This is a genomic window from Mycobacterium sp. RTGN6 (assembly GCF_033804605.1).
In the GTDB taxonomy this organism is placed as follows: Bacteria; Actinomycetota; Actinomycetes; order Mycobacteriales; family Mycobacteriaceae; genus Mycobacterium.
Genome location: NZ_JAPZKZ010000003.1, coordinates 1 through 16945, shown reverse-complemented (window position 1 = coordinate 16945; position 16945 = coordinate 1). Strand labels below are relative to the sequence as shown.

The 16945-nt window shown below is 68.2% G+C and carries 15 protein-coding genes; 9 read left to right on the top strand and 6 right to left on the bottom strand.

Translation table 11 applies throughout. The annotated features are described in order from the left end of the window. Nucleotides 1–13 precede the first annotated feature (13 nt). Nucleotides 14–1477: an aldehyde dehydrogenase family protein gene (locus SLQ33_RS08060; RefSeq protein ID WP_319453303.1), complete on the top strand. Its 1464-nt coding sequence runs from the start codon at nucleotides 14–16 to the stop codon at nucleotides 1475–1477. After that, the gene (locus SLQ33_RS08055) at nucleotides 1474–3864 is read left to right on the top strand and encodes a CoA transferase (RefSeq protein WP_319453302.1); all 2391 of its coding nucleotides are present in this window, start codon (nucleotides 1474–1476) and stop codon (nucleotides 3862–3864) included. Before SLQ33_RS08060 ends, SLQ33_RS08055 begins: the two co-directional genes overlap by 4 nt. Before the next feature lie 21 nt (nucleotides 3865–3885). Here the strand turns inward: SLQ33_RS08055 and SLQ33_RS08050 are convergent, their stop codons facing one another. Continuing rightward, nucleotides 3886–4827, bottom strand: a complete 942-nt coding sequence (locus SLQ33_RS08050; RefSeq protein ID WP_319453301.1) for a TIGR03619 family F420-dependent LLM class oxidoreductase — start codon at nucleotides 4825–4827, stop codon at nucleotides 3886–3888. Nucleotides 4828–5192: 365 nt separating this feature from the next. Here SLQ33_RS08050 and SLQ33_RS08045 point away from each other — a divergent pair, with 365 nt between their 5' ends. Beyond that, the gene (locus SLQ33_RS08045) at nucleotides 5193–5816 is read left to right on the top strand and encodes a hypothetical protein (RefSeq protein WP_319453300.1); all 624 of its coding nucleotides are present in this window, start codon (nucleotides 5193–5195) and stop codon (nucleotides 5814–5816) included. A 1-nt stretch (nucleotide 5817) separates the two neighbouring features. On the opposite strand, the gene SLQ33_RS08040 is transcribed toward SLQ33_RS08045, so the two are convergent. The 3 genes from SLQ33_RS08040 to SLQ33_RS08030 all read right to left on the bottom strand — a co-directional run bounded on the left by SLQ33_RS08040 (nucleotide 5818) and on the right by SLQ33_RS08030 (nucleotide 8672). Further along, nucleotides 5818–6630: an HAD-IIA family hydrolase gene (locus SLQ33_RS08040; protein ID WP_319453299.1), complete on the bottom strand. Its 813-nt coding sequence runs from the start codon at nucleotides 6628–6630 to the stop codon at nucleotides 5818–5820. A 72-nt stretch (nucleotides 6631–6702) separates the two neighbouring features. Next, nucleotides 6703–8133 (bottom strand): PH domain-containing protein, encoded by a 1431-nt coding sequence (locus SLQ33_RS08035; RefSeq protein WP_319453813.1) that lies wholly within the window; start codon nucleotides 8131–8133, stop codon nucleotides 6703–6705. Between the two features lie 53 nt (nucleotides 8134–8186). Next, nucleotides 8187–8672, bottom strand: coding sequence for a PH domain-containing protein (locus SLQ33_RS08030; protein WP_319453298.1), 486 nt, complete (start codon nucleotides 8670–8672; stop codon nucleotides 8187–8189). 22 nt (nucleotides 8673–8694) lie between these two features. Here SLQ33_RS08030 and SLQ33_RS08025 point away from each other — a divergent pair, with 22 nt between their 5' ends. Genes SLQ33_RS08025 through SLQ33_RS08005 form a run of 5 tightly spaced genes read left to right on the top strand, consistent with a single transcriptional unit; the run spans nucleotide 8695 to nucleotide 14637 of the window. Continuing rightward, a complete protein-coding gene (locus tag SLQ33_RS08025) occupies nucleotides 8695–9609 on the top strand; it encodes an SDR family NAD(P)-dependent oxidoreductase (protein WP_319453297.1) in 915 nt (304 codons plus the stop codon). A gap of 4 nt (nucleotides 9610–9613) precedes the next feature. Continuing rightward, nucleotides 9614–10807 (top strand): gephyrin-like molybdotransferase Glp, encoded by a 1194-nt coding sequence (gene glp / locus SLQ33_RS08020; protein ID WP_319453296.1) that lies wholly within the window; start codon nucleotides 9614–9616, stop codon nucleotides 10805–10807. A gap of 41 nt (nucleotides 10808–10848) precedes the next feature. Next, nucleotides 10849–11565: a phosphatidylserine decarboxylase gene (locus SLQ33_RS08015; protein ID WP_319453295.1), complete on the top strand. Its 717-nt coding sequence runs from the start codon at nucleotides 10849–10851 to the stop codon at nucleotides 11563–11565. Further along, nucleotides 11562–12422: a phosphatidylcholine/phosphatidylserine synthase gene (locus tag SLQ33_RS08010; RefSeq protein ID WP_319453294.1), complete on the top strand. Its 861-nt coding sequence runs from the start codon at nucleotides 11562–11564 to the stop codon at nucleotides 12420–12422. The genes SLQ33_RS08015 and SLQ33_RS08010 overlap by 4 nt, the downstream gene beginning before the upstream one ends. Beyond that, nucleotides 12415–14637, top strand: coding sequence for an AAA family ATPase (locus tag SLQ33_RS08005; protein WP_319453293.1), 2223 nt, complete (start codon nucleotides 12415–12417; stop codon nucleotides 14635–14637). Before SLQ33_RS08010 ends, SLQ33_RS08005 begins: the two co-directional genes overlap by 8 nt. Nucleotides 14638–14640: 3 nt before the next feature. Here SLQ33_RS08005 and SLQ33_RS08000 read toward each other — a convergent pair whose 3' ends face one another. Together SLQ33_RS08000 and SLQ33_RS07995 are read right to left on the bottom strand one after the other, a co-directional pair. Beyond that, entirely contained in the window at nucleotides 14641–15690 is a 1050-nt protein-coding gene (locus SLQ33_RS08000; RefSeq protein WP_319453292.1) for a class I SAM-dependent methyltransferase, read from the bottom strand. An 89-nt stretch (nucleotides 15691–15779) separates the two neighbouring features. After that, entirely contained in the window at nucleotides 15780–16229 is a 450-nt protein-coding gene (locus SLQ33_RS07995) for an SRPBCC family protein (RefSeq protein ID WP_319453291.1), read from the bottom strand. 66 nt (nucleotides 16230–16295) lie between these two features. Here SLQ33_RS07995 and SLQ33_RS07990 point away from each other — a divergent pair, with 66 nt between their 5' ends. Continuing rightward, entirely contained in the window at nucleotides 16296–16727 is a 432-nt protein-coding gene (locus tag SLQ33_RS07990; RefSeq protein WP_413467625.1) for a DUF1707 domain-containing protein, read from the top strand. The last annotated feature ends 218 nt before the right edge of the window (nucleotides 16728–16945 follow it).

Sequence of the window (16945 nt, the reverse complement as noted above, 5' to 3'; positions counted from 1 at the left end):
TCGAGGAGTCCTGATGTCCGCTGCTCCCGCACTCGTCGATACCTACGGGTTGTACATCGACGGCCGGTGGGTTGATCCGGAGAACGGCCGCTACGACGACATCTGTCCCTCGACCGAGGAGGTACTAGCCAGCGCACCCGATGCGAGCATCTCTCAGGTCAGCGCGGCTATTGGCGCTGCACGTAACGCATTCGACTCGGGACCGTGGGCCAATTCCGGGCCCGAGGAGCGGGCACGCTGCCTACGCCAGCTGGGGACCGCACTGCTGGAACACGGCGACGAGTTCGCCCGGCTGGCAGCGCTCGAGTGGGGCTGCACCGCCAACGAGCGGCTGAACCAGATCGACGGTCCCGCCTTCATGGCACTGCACGCCGCCGACCTCGCAGCAGAGCCGGCCGAGGAAACGTTCGACGCCTACGGAGCTTTCGGAACGGTGCTGCTCCGCCATGAGCCTCTTGGCGTCGTCACCATCATGACTCCGTGGAACTTCCCGCACATGCTCAACGCGCTAAAGCTGAGCAGTGCGCTCGCCGCCGGCAATACCGTCGTGCTCAAGCCTTCGCCGCTGACCCCACTGTCGGGCCTGGCGCTGGCGCGTCTGATCGAAGAACACACCGACATCCCCCAGGGGGTGGTCAACGTCGTCACGCCGACCGGACTGGATGCCAGCAAGCTGCTGACCACCGACCCACGGGTCGACATGGTGAGCTTCACCGGAAGCTCGGCCGTGGGACGCGAGGTCATGGCCGCCGCCGGCGGCACGATGAAGCGCATCCTGCTCGAATGTGGCGGGAAGTCGGCCGGAATCTTCCTTGACGACGTGGAGGTGACCGACGAGCTACTCGCACAGGTGCTGAACGACAGCTGCACGAATCATGCCGGGCAGGCCTGCATCCTGCAGAGCCGGTTGCTGCTGCCCGACTCGATCCATGACGACGTGGTGGCCCGGCTCGTCGAGCTGGCGGCCAATGTGCGCGTTGGAGATCCCACCGATCCAGAGGTCAACATGGGGCCGCTGATCAGTCGCGACCAGCTGCACCGAGTACAGGGGTGCGTCGCGCGAGCGCTCGGCGAGGGCGCCACGCTGGCTGCCGGTGGCATGCGGCCAAACGGATTGGACACCGGGTTCTATTTCGAACCCACCATCCTGACCGACGTCGATCCCAATGCCTTCATCGCCCAAGACGAAGTGTTCGGACCCGTACTCACGGTGCTGCGCTACCGCTCTGACGACGAAGCGGTCGCGATCGCGAACAACTCGCAATACGGACTCTCCGGTGGCGTGTGGGCCACCGACGTGGACCGCGCCGTGGACGTCGCGCGCCGGATCCGCACCGGCCAGGTCACCATCAACGGCTGCGGTCCCGGCGATTCGCCATTCGGCGGCTTCAAGCAAAGTGGGTTCGGCCGTGAAGGTGGTGGGCTCACCGGACTTCATCAGTACATGGAGCCGAAGGCCATCGGCGTGCCCAAATGACGGGGGCATTGGACGGCCTTCGCGTCGTCGAGATCGCGGGCGACATCACCGGCGCGTACTGCACGAAGCTGCTCGTCGACCTGGGCGCCAACGTCATCAAGATCGAGCCTCCGGCCGGAGACCCGATGCGCACCTGGGGTCCGTTCCCGGGTGGCGTGGCCGATCCGGAACGCTCTGGGATGTTCGAGTACCTCAACGCCGGCAAGTGCGGCGTCACGCTCGATCTGACCCGCGGTACTGACCTCGCGACTGCCCGCGAGCTGGTCGCGACGGCCGACGTGCTTGTCGAGGCGTTGCCGCCTGGGGCCCTGGGCGACTATGGGCTCGACGCCGACACCCTCTACGACCTGAATCCGCGCCTGGCAGTGGTGCGCATTTCGAACTTCGGCCAATCCGGACCGCTGCGTGATCGGGCGATGACCCCGCTGACCATGCAGGCGGCCTCGGGCTGGATCTGCATCAGCAATCCCGATCGTCCTCCCGTTGGCGCCGGTGCCCGAATCCTCGAATACGTCGCGGGCGCCTATGCCGCGCTTGGCGCACTGACCGCACTGCGGATCGCTCGCCAGGCACCTGGCCGGCTGGTCGAGGCCGACCTCTCCCTGCTCGAGGCTCACCTGGCGACACTTCCGTATCCGATGATCGCCGTCCAACGCAAGCGCACCGGCCCACCTGCGGGCCCGACTGCGGGTCCCATGTTGGGCGTCGTACGCGTCGCCGACGGCTGGATAGGCGTCAACTGCCTCACCGGCCAACACTGGCTCGACGTCTGCGACATGGTCGGGTTGCCCGAGTACGGCGAATACCAGTTCGAGATCATGCGCGGCGCTCCCCGGCGCGCGGAATTCTTCGCCAAGGCCCAATCCTGGCTCGACGAACAGACCGTAGCTGGCCTCGTGGAACTAAGCCAGGCGTTTCGAATCCCGGCAGCGCCTGTGTGCGACGGTGCCACTGCCCCCACCTGCCCCCAATACGAAAAACGCGGTTTCTTCGTCGATTCCGCAGCGGAGGACTCGCCCTTCCGCCGCGCAGGCGCACCGTTCCGCTTGTCGAAGACACCGGTTGCCCCGCCGCGCGCCGCGCCGCGCCTCAGGGCCCCACAGGTCCGGGTCACGCCGACTGTCGACGCGTCCGTTGGGTCAGTCGATCCCGAGATAACGGCGACGGCACCGTTCGCAGGGCTGAAGGTGCTCGATTTCAGCACGTACTGGGCTGGCGCGTACGTCACGTGCTACCTCGGCGCGTTGGGCGCTGACATCGTCAAGGTCGAATCGATTCAGCGACTCGACGGCTTCCGATACTCCGGCACGTCCGCGGAAGACGGGGTCGACTGGTACGAGAGCGGAGCTTTGTGGCAGGCAGCCAACCTGAACAAGCGGGACCTCACCCTCGACCTGTCGTCGGAGCGCGGTCTCGAGCTGGTGCGCCGGCTTGCGGCCGAGGCCGATGTCGTCGTCGAGAACTTCTCGCCCCGAGTCATAGAGCAGTTCGGCCTTGACTACGAATCCCTCGCGCTCCTCAAACCAGATGTCATTCAGCTTCGGATGCCCGGGTTCGGCCTCGCTGGACCGTGGCGCGACTACGTCGGATGGGCGCTCAACATCGAGCAGACGTCGGGGATGAGTGCCGTCACCGGATATCCGGACGGCCCTCCGCGCAACCTGGGCGGGGCAGCCGATCCCAACGCCGGGCTGCACGCTAGTGTCGCCCTCCTCGCCGCGCTCGAGCACCGGCAGCGCACCGGTGAGGGACAGCTGATCGAGGTCGCCCAGATCGAAGCCGGCGCGTGTGTCGTTGCTGAGCCGGTGATCGAATACTCGATGAACGGCACCGTGCAGCAGCGCCAAGGCAATCGGCAGCGCGGCTACGCGCAGGGCGTCTACCCCGCCAACACGGACAACACGTGGGTGGCGCTGACCGTGCGCGACGATGCCGACTGGTCGCAGCTCGCCGCGGCGATGGGGCGGCCCGACCTGCTCGACGATCCGCGCTTCTCGTCGCCGCACCAGCGCGAACGCGAGCACGACGCCTTCGACGTGGTGGTCGCCGACTGGACCCGGACGCGGACCGCATCCGAGATTGTCGACGCCCTTCGTTCCCGCGACGTCCCGGCCGAGCTGCTCCTGCGACCGAATCAGATGTACGACGTACCTCAGTTGGACGCGCGGGGATTCTACGAAGAGTTCGAGCACCCGGTCACCGGGCGACGCCGCTACCCCGGCTGGCCCTTCCGCATCACTCCCGGACCGACCAGCCACCATCGTCTTCCTCCGCCGACGCTGGGCCAGCACAACGACGAGATCCTCCGCGGTCTCGGCGTCACCGAGGCCGACCTCACGGGGCTGCGCGAAGAACGCGTGATTGGGGAACGCGCTCTCAACCTGTGACGGTAGGGACAAGTCGGATTGTCAGCGAAAGGCTTTGGAGAACGCATCCACGATGTCGAAGACCGTGCCCTTGTCGGTGTCGAAGTCGCCGGTGAAACGCAAGCTGACCCGGAAGTCGGTGACGCCGGCGTCGAGGAGTGGCTTCGTCGCTGCGATCGTGGCTTCGAGGTTCACGGTCCGGCCTTCGTAGGCCATGGGGAGGAATCCGACGACCTGAAGGGCGCCGGCGTCGGTGCGGCCGGCGTCGGTCATCGCCTGCTTCATTCGGGGAATCGACGATGGCAAGTCTTCTGCGGCTGGGCCCCACGGGATCCACCCCGAGCCGTAGGCCGCGAGCCGTCTGACGACGTTGCGGTTGAATGTTCCGCTTACCCAGATCGGCACCCCGCCGGGCTGCAATGGCTTGGGCATCTGGTGGGTGGCGTCGAAGCGCAACAGGTCGTCGGCGAAGCTGGCCCGCTGCTGCCGCCACAGTGTCTGGCAGACCTCGAGGGTGTGGTCGAGCAGGCGGCCCCTTCCCTCGAAGTCGAGCCCGGCCGCCTGGTATTCCTCGCGCTGCCAGCCGACCCCGACGCCCAGGTCGACGCGGCCGCCGGAGAGCACGTCGAGCGTGGCCAATTCCTTGGCTAGTACCACCGGACGGCGCAGGGCGGCGATCAGGATGGCGGTGCCCAACCGGACTGTGTCGGTGAAGCCGGCCACGTAGGTGAGCACGGTGAGGGGATCGAGCCAGTGTCCGTCGGGCCCGGTGGGCTGCCTGCCTCCGGCCGACCCTCCGAGCGCCGGGTCGCCGTAGGCGTCGAGGTTCTCCCCGAACACGACGTGGTCGGAGACCACGACCCGGTCGATCCCAGTCTCGTCGGCAATGCGTGCCGCGTCGCGGAGGTGCCGCCACCCGCCCGGATCCTTGGCGCTCCAAGAGGGTAGCCAGTACGAGAGCTGGGGGGCGACGACGTCGGTCATGGGATCAGCCTATGCAACGACGCCGATCATCTCCACCACCTGCGAACACAGTCATTATCAACATTCGTAATCGAGGTTCTCGCCCCAGCACCATTCACCGCGACGTCCCTCCCGCAACGGATACTGGACCGTTGCCCATACTCTCGATGATCGCCCGAACCGAAGGGCCCAGGAATCCGATTGCGGTGCTGTACAGGTGTATTCGGGTAACCCAGCGAGGAGCGGTGTAGCCGTAACGGCGTCGCGGTTCCGCGGACAACTCGGTTCAATAATATGTGCTCTCTTCTATGAGAACACTACTTCTCGTATACTGGCATGGCCCTGGACGGGATGTCCATCGTCTTTGTCAACGGAACGGAATCCGCATGGCTGTTCGACCTTTAGAAGCGACCGACCGGGTGGCAGACGGTGTCCACAAGCTCGATCGTGCCAGCATGCGCAGGCTCGAACGTGCCCGCGCCCGCGCCAAACCCCCGGCGCACAAATTCCGACTGACCGTGCTCGCCGCAAGCGTTGCCGACGTGGTGTGGTGCGCCGGCGGTTGGCTGTACGACCGGGCAGTGATGGGATGGGACGTCGAGGTCGCCGTTGCCGAATGCCCCGATGACCGGCCGCTGCACATCCTGGGCGCCCGGTTGGTCGAGCTGGACCACGTCTTGGGCAAAGCGTCACCGGCAGGCGTGCCCGATGCCTTGTCGGTGTCGGTCGGGCTATACGAACGAGACGCACGCGTGCAGCGGTACACCACGAAAGAGATCGGTTCGAATCGAACCGAAGTCACGTTGTGGGGACGCGACTGGCCGACGGAGTTGAGCCGATTGCGTCCAGTGGAGCACCGTCTCAGCCTTGCCGCGCAGGCGTTCAAGGCACAGGCGATGGCTGCTGCTGGCGAGTCGCCAGATCTGGGCGGTGTCGCCGAATCGTTTCGCATCTGTCGGCGGCACCTGAGTCCGACTCGCGACACTCCGGACCTGGAGTTGACGATCTGACCTAGAGCCCGAGTAGCTCCGGCAGGTCCGCGATCGAGTCGATGACGTGGTTGGGCTGCATCGCGAATTCGTCTGCGGCCCAACGGTCCAACGTGTCCTGGCGGAACTTTCCGGTGCGAACCAGCACGCCCGTCATCCCCACCACCTGTGCGGCGAGCACGTCGTTGTTGAGGTCGTCGCCGACCATGTACATCTCCTCGGGCTCGACGCCCAGCCGCGCGGCCGACGCCAGGAACCCCTCCGGGGCCGGCTTGCCCACGGCGGTGGCCTTGCGGCCGGACGTCTCCTCCATGCCGATCAGGTACATGCCGGTGTCGATGCGCAGCCCCTCGGTGGTGTTCCACGACGTGCTGCGGTGCATCGCGACCACGGGCACGCCCTGGCTCATCCAGTCGTAGACGCGGCTCAGGGTCACGTGGTCGTACTCGGGCCCCGCGCCGCCGAGCAGGATGACGTCGGGCGTCTCGGGCTCGGCGTCGACGACGTCACCCGCGTACACCAGGTCGATCCCCGGCATGTCCTCGCCGACCAGTCCGCTGTTGACCAGGAAGCAACGGGCACCCGGATAGCGGTCCCTGACGTAGTCGGCCGTCAGCAGCGCGGCCGTGATGACCTCGTCGGAGGAGACGTCCATGCCCGCGTCGGTGAGCAGTCCGGCGATCTGCCCGCGTGTGCGGGTGGTGGTGTTGGTGAGGTAGGTCCTGGCGATCTGGTGGTCGGCCAGGGTGCGCAAGGCGTCGCTGGCGCCCGCGATCGGCTTCCATGAAGTGACCAGGACGCCATCGATGTCGAACAGCACACCACCGATAGCCATGGTGCCAAGGTAGAGGGCGACCGAATCCGCGCAACTCGGGACTCCCCGGATGTTCCCAGCGACACAGTCGGTTTACTGAATCCGCGCCCATTCGTTGCCGGCCACCCACGGTGACGCCGCGGCGGCCACCGACCACGCCAGGTCCGCGGGCACGTCGAGCACGCGGTAGCCCTTCACCCCCGCGGCGGTCGCCGCGACCAGCGTCGCGACGCCAGCCCTTCGTTGGAACAGCGTCTGACGCACCGTCCAACCGATGATGCCCGCGGCGGCGATGCAGTCCCGCCTCCGGTCCAGACTGCCGGCTCGCGCAACCAGCCAGCCGCCATCCACCCGGTGTCCGAGCGAGCGCGACCGGTCGGCGGCGAGCAGCGCGGCCACCACCGCGAGCACGCCGCACGCCACCCACACCCACGTCGGGACCGCGACGACGAACGACAACCCCGCCAGCCCGAGTGCGAGCACCGCAGGAAACGCCAGCGCCCGGGTCCACCGCCTGCGCGTCGCCGCGGGCCCGTGCCGCCGCAACTCGCCGGCGACGACGTCCGGCCCCGTCAGCGACGTCAGCACCGCCTCGGCCGTCGCGCGGGGGCACGGCGGGAGCAACAGCGACGCCTCGCCCGCCCCTCCGACCCCGGTCATCACCGCATCCAGGCGCGCGCCCCCGAAGATTCGCACCAGCAGCGGCTCGCGCAGCGTTCCGCCGCGAAGTCGACGAACGTCGAACGTGTGCTCGCGCACCCGCAGCAGGCCGTGTTCGAGGTGAAGCACACCGGCGCCCGTCCCGTCATCACGCCGCGTCAGCACCAGATTGCCGAACGTGACGAGCGAGCGCGCGACCGACAGCACCACCGACATGACCACCACCGCGACCGCACCCAGTGCCACACTGGCCAACACTCCGAATCGCTCCGCGGCGTCCAGCCCTGCTCGCGCGAGTTGCGAATCCTCAAGCGCTGCAACGGCCCCGGTCTGATACACGATGCCGACCGCCGCCGCGATCATGGCCAACCCCGTGAAGCTCAGCGGACTGTAGCGCAGCCACGTCGGCTGCCACCGGGCCAGCACCCGCTCGGCCGCCGGAACCTCGTCCGAGGCGGCCGACGGAGCATCGGCCAGCAGCACCGTGCGCAGGCCCGCGAGCTCTTCGGACCGGACGGCGTCGAGCTCGAACTCCGTGTCCCCCTTGGCTTCCTGGCCGGTACCGACCTTCACGACGGTGAGCCCGAGCAAGCGGTGCAACAGCCGCGCATCCGTCGACAGCGAGCGAATTCTGTTTCGCGGCAACGACAGAACCTTGCGCTGCAGCACGCCTTCGCGGAGTTGGAGTTGGTCGGCGTCGAGGCGATACGCCGTGGTGAACCACCGCGCCACGCCGTAGGCCACCATGAGTATCAGCGCCGCCACCGACCACATCGGGTTGCCCGTCGAATAGCCCAGCACCACGGAGCCGATCAGCAGCGGCAGCTGGCGCAGCACCTCGTGGACCGGGTGGACGAGCAGCATGCGCGGGCTCAGCCTGCGCCACTGGCCCGCTGGAATCGCAACCTCGTCGACGCTCACGTGGCGTCCTGCTCTCCGATCGACGCGATGTCAGTCAGCTGTGCGGCGATCCGGTCGGCGACGTCGGCGTCCAGCGCGATGATGCGCACCGCGCCCGCCGACGACGCCGTCGTCACCGTGACATTCGCGAGTCCGAACAGTCGGTCTAGCGGCCCCCGTTGGGTGTCGACGGTCTGCACCCGCGAGATCGGCGCGATGCGGCGCTCCTGCACCAGCCAACCGGTGCGCGTGTACACGGCCTGCGCCCCGATCTCCCAGCGGTGAACGCGGTACCGCCACAACGGAACCACGAACACGAACAGTGCGACCCCGAACACCGTCGCGACGGCCGCGGCGACGTGCAGGACGGCCAGTCGCGCGTCGAGGGACAACCACACCACTTGGGCCACGGCAAGCACCGTCCACGGAATGGCTGCGCCGACGGCCCACACCAGCGGCGCCTTCCGGCTGGGTGGATTTGCGGGATCTACGAGCGTGACCATCACCTTGAGTATGGTCGTGCACATGAGCGCCAAGACAAAGTGGACCGACGCAGACGTCCCCGACCAGACCGGCCGCGTCGCCATCGTGACCGGGTCGAACACCGGCCTGGGTTTCGACACCGCCCGCGTGCTCGCCGAGCATGGAGCCAAGGTCGTAATGGCAGTGCGCGACACCGAGAAGGGCGCGGCGGCGGCCGCCCGCATCAAGGAGGCCACCCCCAGCGCGGACGTGACGGTCCACCCGCTGGACCTGGGTTCGCTCGACTCGGTCCGCACGTCCGGAGCCGAGCTCAAGGCGGCCTACCCGCGGATCGACCTGCTGATCAACAACGCGGGGGTCATGTACCCGTCGCCGAGGCAGACGACCAAGGACGGTTTCGAGCTTCAGTTCGGCACCAACCACCTCGGCCACTTCGCGCTGACCGGGCTGCTGCTCGAGAACCTGATGGGCGTCCCGGGTTCACGCGTGGTCACGGTCAGCAGCGTCGGCCACCGCATCATCGCGAAGATCCACTTCGACGACCTGCAGTTTGAACGCAGCTACAACCGCGTCGCCGCGTACGGACAGTCCAAGCTCTCGAACCTGCTGTTCACCTACGCGCTGCAGCGCAGGCTCGCCGCCAAGAGCGCGGACACGATCGCGGTCGCCGCCCATCCGGGCCTGTCCGACACCGAGCTGGCGCGTCACATGCCGTCGATCCTCGTTCCGGTGGTCTCACTGTTCTCGCAATCGCCCGAGATGGGCGCACTGCCGACCCTGCGCGCGGCGACCGACCCGACCGTCGTCGGCGGCCAGTACTACGGTCCCGACGGGCTCGGCGAATCCAGCGGACACCCGAAAGTCGTTGCGTCGAGCAAACAGTCGCATGACGAGAGCATCCAGGCGCGACTCTGGACCGTCTCCGAGGAGCTCACCGGCGTCACCTTCCCGGTCTAACTCCATGAGATCCGTCGAAGAGCATCAGCGGGTCGTCGCCGGGCTGATCGCGCCGTCCAAGCCAGGTTTGGTGCCGTTGACCGACGCACTCGGGCTGGTGCTGGCCGACGACGTCGTCGCCCCGCTGTCGCTGCCGGGGTTCGACAACTCGGCGATGGACGGCTACGCCGTGTTCGCCGACGAGGTCGTCGATGCGTCCGATGAACATCCGGTGAATCTTCCCGTCGCCGAGGACATCCCGGCGGGACGCACCGATCTGCTCACCTTGGCGCCCGGCACCGCGCACCGCATCATGACGGGCGCACCGCTGCCCGCAGGCGCCACCGCGGTGGTGCCGGTCGAGGCCACCGACGGCGGCACCGAGACGGTGGCGATCCGGGCCGCTGCCAAGCCCGGCCAACACCTCCGCCGCGCCGGTGAGGACGTCACCGCGGGCACCACCGTGCTGCACGCCGGGCAGGTACTCACGCCTGCCGCGCTTGGCCTGGCCGCCGCGCTTGGGCTCGGCGAGGTGAACGTCGTTGCCCGACAACGGGTTCTGGTCATGTCGACGGGCTCGGAGCTGGTGGCGCCGGGAACTGCCCTGCTGCCCGGCCAGATCTACGAGTCCAACGCCGTCATGCTGGCCGCGGCCGTGCGCGACGCCGGCGCCGAGGTGAGCACCGTCGCGATGACGTCCGACGACGTCGCGACATTCAGGGCCACGCTGGAAGAGCACGCCGCGAAAGCCGACCTCATCATCACCACCGGGGGGGTCAGCGCGGGCGCCTACGAAGTGGTGAAGGATTCGCTCGGCGACGAGGTCGAATTCGTCAAGGTCGCCATGCAGCCGGGCATGCCGCAGGGCGCGGGTCGAGTGGCAGGCACGCCGATCATCACGCTGCCCGGCAACCCCGTCAGCGCGCTGGTGTCGTTCGAGGTGTTCATCCGCGCACCCTTGCGCGCCGCCATGGGGGTCCCCCATCCCGACCGCCCGCGACTCGACGTCACCCTGACGGAGTCGTTGACCTCCCCGAAGGGCAAGCGGCAGTTCCGGCGCGGGGTGCTCGGGCCCGATGGACGCACCGTCACCAGTTACGGACCTCCCGCGTCACATCACCTGCGCTGGCTGGCGTCGGCGAACTGCCTGCTCGAACTCGGCGAGGGCGTCACCGAGCTCGAGCCCGGGGCACGGGTGAGCGTCTGGGACTTGGGCTAGCCGTCCCCGGCCGAGCACTCCAACCGTAGAATCGAGACCCCATGGCCAGACCCGCGCGCCCATCAGACGCAGCCGACCAATCCGAGCTCTCCCAATTGGTTGACCTCGTCCGCTCCACCGTCCCCCCAGTCCACCCTGCGGGCCTACCCTTCATCGCGGGCGGGCTCGGGCTCGCCGCGGCAGGCCGGCGGCACCGCTGGGTGCGCACGGCTGGCCTCGCCGCCGCGAGCGCCAGTGCACTGTTCTTCCGCCACCCGCCGCGCGTTCCTCCGACGAGGCCCGGGGTCATCGTCGCTCCCGCCGACGGCCGGGTCACCCTGATCGAGAAGGTCGTCCCGCCCGCCGAGCTCAACCTCTCCACCGAGCCGATGACGCGCATCAGCATCTTCCTGTCGGTGTTCGACGCCCACGTGCAGCGCGCGCCGGTGGCGGGCGAGGTCGTCACCATCAAGTACCAGCCCGGTCAGTTCGGCTCCGCCGAGCGCGACGAGGCCAGCACCCACAACGAACGCAACAGCGTCTGGATCCGCACGCCCGACGGCATCGACGTCGTGGCCGTCCAGATCGCGGGGCTCATCGCCCGACGCATCGTCTGCTCGGCGAAGGTCGGCGACAAGCTCGAGCTCGGCGAGACGTACGGCCTCATCCGGTTCGGCTCCCGGCTCGACACCTACCTGCCGGAGGCCGCGAACGTGCTCGTCGAAATCGGACAGCGCGCGGTCGCCGGCGAAACCGTGCTCGCGGAGCTGACGCGATGAGACCCCGCATCAAGACTCCTCAGATCAGCCTCCGCATCCTGCCCAGTGCGACGACGGTTCTGGCGATCTGCGCGGGCCTGACCTCCATCAAGTTCGCGCTCGACGAGAAGCCGTGGATCTCATTGGCGCTGATCGGCGCGGCCGCCGTGCTCGACGGCATCGACGGCGGCATCGCCCGCGCGCTGAACGCCCAGTCCCGGATGGGCGCCGAGATCGACTCGCTCGCCGACGCGGTGAACTTCGGCGTGGCGCCCGCGCTGGTGATCTACGTGACGATGCTGGAGCACTCGCAGATCGGCTGGATCTTCGTGCTGCTGTACGCGGTGTGCGTCGTGTTGCGGCTGGCCCGCTTCAACGCGCTACTCGACGACGACACCCGACCGGCGTACACCCGTGAGTTCTTCACCGGCATGCCCGCCCCCTGCGGCGCCGTCGGGGCGATTGGCCCGCTGGTCGCCATGATGCAGTTCGGCCAGGGCTGGTGGACGTCGCACTGGTTCGTCTGCGCGTGGCTGGCGGCGAACGCCGCACTGCTGGTCAGCCGGGTGCCCACACTGGCACTGAAGGCCATCTCGGTGCCGCCCAACGCCGCGCCCATTCTGCTGATCCTCGTCGCGGCGGGGGCCGCCGGGCTCCTGCTGTTCCCGTACATCCTGGTGCTGCTGATCATCGCCGGGTACCTGTGCATCATCCCGTTCACCATCCGCAGCCAGCGCTGGGTGGCGGCGCGCCCCGAGGCGTGGGACGCCAAACCGGAACAACGCCGGGCGGTGCGCCGGGCCGCGCGCCGCGCCGCGCCCAATCGCCGGTCCGCGGCGCGACTCGGGCTCCGCAGGCCGGGCTCGCGCAATGACTGAGTCCGGCGACGCGCTGCGCGAGGCCGAGGACACCCGGTTGTCGCACTTGCGGTTGACGGCGCGGCTGAACACCTCGGCCATGGACGCGCGCCGGGGCGTGGTCCGGCTGCACCCCGAAGTGATTGCAGCCCTTGGTATTCGGGAGTGGGATGCGGTGTCGCTGACGGGGGCCCGTACTACCGCCTCGGTCGTCGGCGTTGCGCCGTCCGGCACCCCGGCAGGCACGGCACTGCTCGATGACGTAACGCTGTCGAACGCCGGACTTCCGGAGAACACGACCGTGATCGTCGCGCCAGTGACGGTGTACGGCGCGCGGTCGGTCACGGTCAATGGGTCGAGGCTCGCCACCCAGTCGATAACCCCGGCCACATTGCGCCAGGCGCTGCTCGGCAAGGTGATGACGGTCGGCGACACAGTGTCGTTGCTGCCGCGCGATCTCGGGCCTGGCACGTCGACGTCGGCGGCCACCACGGCGCTCGCGTCGTCAGTCGGCATCACCTGGACCTCGGAACTGCTGACGGTCACCAGCGTCGACCCGAGCGGTCCGGTCAGCATCCAGCCGAACTCGTCGGTCGCCTGGGGCGACGGCACCGAAGCCATCGCAGGCGCCGCGGGCCCCGCCCAGCACACCGTGACGACGCCCAGCAAGAAACCGGACACCCCGACGATCCCGTTCGACGACCTCAAGGGTTCCCACGCGCAGGCGTCGCGGCTGACCGAGTGGCTCAAGTTGGCGCTCGACGAACCCAAGCTACTTGAAACTCTTGGCGCCACAGCCAATCTCGGCGTGTTGGTCACCGGACCGGCCGGCGTCGGCAAGGCCGCACTGGTGCGCTCGGTGTGCTCGCAGCGCCGCCTCGTCGAATTGGACGGCCCAGAAGTCGGAGCGCTACGCGCAGAGGACCGGCTGGCCAGCGTGTCATCGGCCGTCGCCACGGTGCGAACCGGCGGCGGGGTGCTGCTCATCACCGACGTCGACGCGCTGCTGCCCGCGACCGCCGAACCGGTCGCCACGCTGATCCTGACCGAGTTGCGCCGTGCGGTCGGCACCAAGGGCGTCGCGTTCGTCGCGACGTCGGCGGTGCCCGACGCGGTCGACGCTCGGCTGCGCGCACCCGACCTCTGCGACCGCGAGCTCGGCCTGACCCTGCCCGACGGAGCCACCCGCAAGTCGCTGCTAGAGGTGCTGTTACGCGGCGTCCCGTCCGAGAACCTGAACCTGGACGAAATTGGCGGCCGGACACCGGGTTTCGTCGTCGCCGACCTGGCCGCCCTGGTTCGCGAGGCCGCGCTGCGGGCGGCAGCGAGGGCCAGCGCCGACGGCAAGTCGCCCGCGCTGGTCCAGGAGGACTTCGTCGGTGCGCTGTCGGTGATACGTCCGCTGTCCCGTTCCGCCACTGAGGAAGTCGCCGTCGGGTCGGTGACGCTCGACGACGTCGGCGACATGGTCGACACCAAGCAGGCGCTGACCGAGGCCGTGCTGTGGCCGCTGCAGCACCCGGATACGTTCGCCCGGCTCGGCGTCGAGCCGCCACGCGGCGTCCTGCTCTACGGTCCGCCCGGTTGCGGCAAGACGTTCGTCGTGCGCGCCCTGGCCAGCACCGGCCGGCTGTCGATCCACTCCGTGAAGGGCGCCGAGTTGATGGACAAGTGGGTGGGCTCCTCGGAGAAGGCTGTGCGCGAACTATTCCGGCGCGCACGCGATTCCGCGCCGTCGCTGGTGTTCCTCGACGAGATCGACGCGATGGCCCCGCGGCGCGGGCAGAGCTTCGACTCCGGGGTCACCGATCGCGTGGTGTCCGCCTTGCTCACCGAACTCGACGGCATCAACCCGCTGCGCGACGTCGTCGTGCTCGGTGCCACCAACCGACCCGAACTCATCGACCCCGCGCTGCTGCGGCCCGGCCGGCTGGAGAAGCTGGTGTTCGTCGAGCCACCCGACGCCGACGCGCGGCGGGAGATCCTGCGCACGTCGGGCAAGTCGATCCCGTTGAGTGCCGACGTCAACCTGGATGCGCTCGCCGATGAACTCGACGGTTACAGCGCCGCCGATTGTGTTGCGCTACTGCGGGAGTCGGCACTGACGGCGATGCGCCGCTCGATCGACGCCGCCGACGTCACGGCCGCCGACGTCGAGAAGGCACGCGCCAACGTGCGACCTTCGCTCGACCCGGTGCAGGTGGCGTCGCTGCGGGCGTTCTCCGAAGGTAAGTAGCCGCTACGGGCGGGCCTCGAGCACCAGGTTGAACGGCGTCTCGGTGGCGCGGCGGAATCGGCTGAAACCGCCTGCGTCCACCAGGATTTCGCGCAGCCGGGCTTCACCTGCCTGAGCGCCGAGTGCGGGCCCATTGCGCGCCAGCGAAACGGGTACGCAGATCTGCGTCGACGCGCCGTACATCACCCGACCTACCGGATTGAGGTTGTCCTGCACCGTGTCGTTGGCGAACGGCTCCACCAGCATCACGACGCCGTCGTCGTTGATCGCCTCACGCGCGTGCCGGGCCACGCCAGCTGGATCGCCCATGTCATGCAGGCAATCGAAGAACGCGATGAGGTCGAACTTGCCGTCGTAGCCGACCGCGTCCGCCACCTCGAACGTCGCGTTCGTCGCACCTGCCGCCGCTGCCTTCTCGCGGGCCACGTCGATCGATGCGGCGTGATAGTCGTATCCGACGAACTCCGAATCGGGGTAATTCTTCGCCATCAAGATGGTGCTGGCGCCGTGCCCGCAGCCGACGTCGGCAACCTTCGCGCCGGCCTGCAACTTGCCGACGACACCGTCCAAGGCAGGCAGCCACGCATCGATCAGACTGGCGTTGTAGCCGGCGCGGAAGAACCGCTCGGTCCCCTCGAACAGGCAGGGATGGTGCTCGCCCCACTCCATGCCCTTACCGGACGTGAAGTTGTCGAGGGTGTGGGCAAGCGCGTGGAACGTCGCCTCGACGATGTTGTACGCGCCGGGCAGGTCGACCGGACCGTTCGGGTCGGTCAGGCACAGCGCCTGCTCCTCGCTCAGCGACCACTCGTCGGACGCGGGGTTGAACTGCACGTATCCCCCGGCGCCCTGATTCCCCAGCCATTCGCGGACGTAGCGTTCGTTGGTTCCGGTGCGTTTGGCCAGTTCGGTCGACGTGACCGCACCCTTCGCCAGTTCTCGGTACAGCCCGAGCCGGTCACCGACAAGTACGAGTGTCGCGCTCATTGCGGCGCCGAGATCACCCACGGCCTTGCCGAGGAATTCGTTCAGCTTGTTTTCGTCGACAGCCATGGTGCTGCTCGTCTCACTAGTTGGGTTTCCTAGCAACCATCGTGATCACCGAGTCAGGCCGTCGTTGGAGTTTGAACAAACCAGCGAGTTCAGGTCTGTTCCGCGAGCGCGGCCAGCCTGTCGATCGAGGCCTGCAACTTCTCGCTAGTGGTGGCGCGGGCCCGCACCTGCCGCTTCTCGTCGGTCAGCCGAGTCCAGTCGTAGGTGTGGGTGACGAGGGTGTGGCCGTCGTCGACGGGCTCCAGCTGCCACCGCCACAGGTGCCCTGGCGGCGCGGCCCCGGGCTCCGATGGCTGCCACGCGATGAGCCGACCCTCCTCGAACTCGACGACGTGGTTCTCCCGATCGACACCCAAGGTCAGCGTCATGGTGAAGACGTCCCCGACGGCCCGCACACGCTGGCCCGACGGAGCCTCGGCGAGGTTGTCGTTGCCGTCCCAGCGCGGCTGCTGTGTGGGTTCGGCGATGAGTTCGAAGATCGTCGCGGCCGGTGCGGCGATGTCGCGGCTGGCCGTGACCACGCGCTGCTCGTCGGTCATGGCTCCAATTCAACCTGAACCATTGACACTCCACAACTGACATGTCACTGTTGGCATATGACCAATATGCTCACTCAGACGCCCGTCCGCGTCGGCGACCACGAGCGCGAGACGACGGCCCGCCAACTCGGTCAGGCGCTCACCGAGGGCTATCTGGACATGCCCGAATACGAGCGCAGGGTCGGGGCAGCGTTCGCCGCGCAGACCGCGGCCGACCTCCACTCGCTACTGGCCGATCTGCCCGTCGCCCGGTTGCGCCGCACCGACCCGCGCCGCCAGGAGGCCCGCCGCGCCGCCGCCAGGATGTCGGTCCGCCTGCACCTGGCCGCCTACCTGCTGATGGTCGTCGTCGTGTTGACGGTCTGGTTGGCCGTCGCGCTGTCGGCGGGCGCCTGGTATTTCTGGCCGATCTGGCCGATCCTCGGCGCAGGCATCGGCGTGCTGGGCCACGCGATCCCGATCAGGTTGGCGATGCCCTGCAAGGCAAATGCGCTCTGATTCACGCGGGTAACCGCTCGCCGAAAGTACGGTTGATTGCGGCCCCACTCGGGCGATCTGTACAACAACCGTACCCTCGGCGCACCGGCGAGCCACGGGCCCTAGACCCAATACCGTTCAGTTAAGACTACATGGGTGTAGTTTGTAGTGCATGCCTCGTGCGGGTTGGCGTAAGCCGGAGTCGGATCGTCGGTTGTCGGATTTGGTGTCGGTGGGGG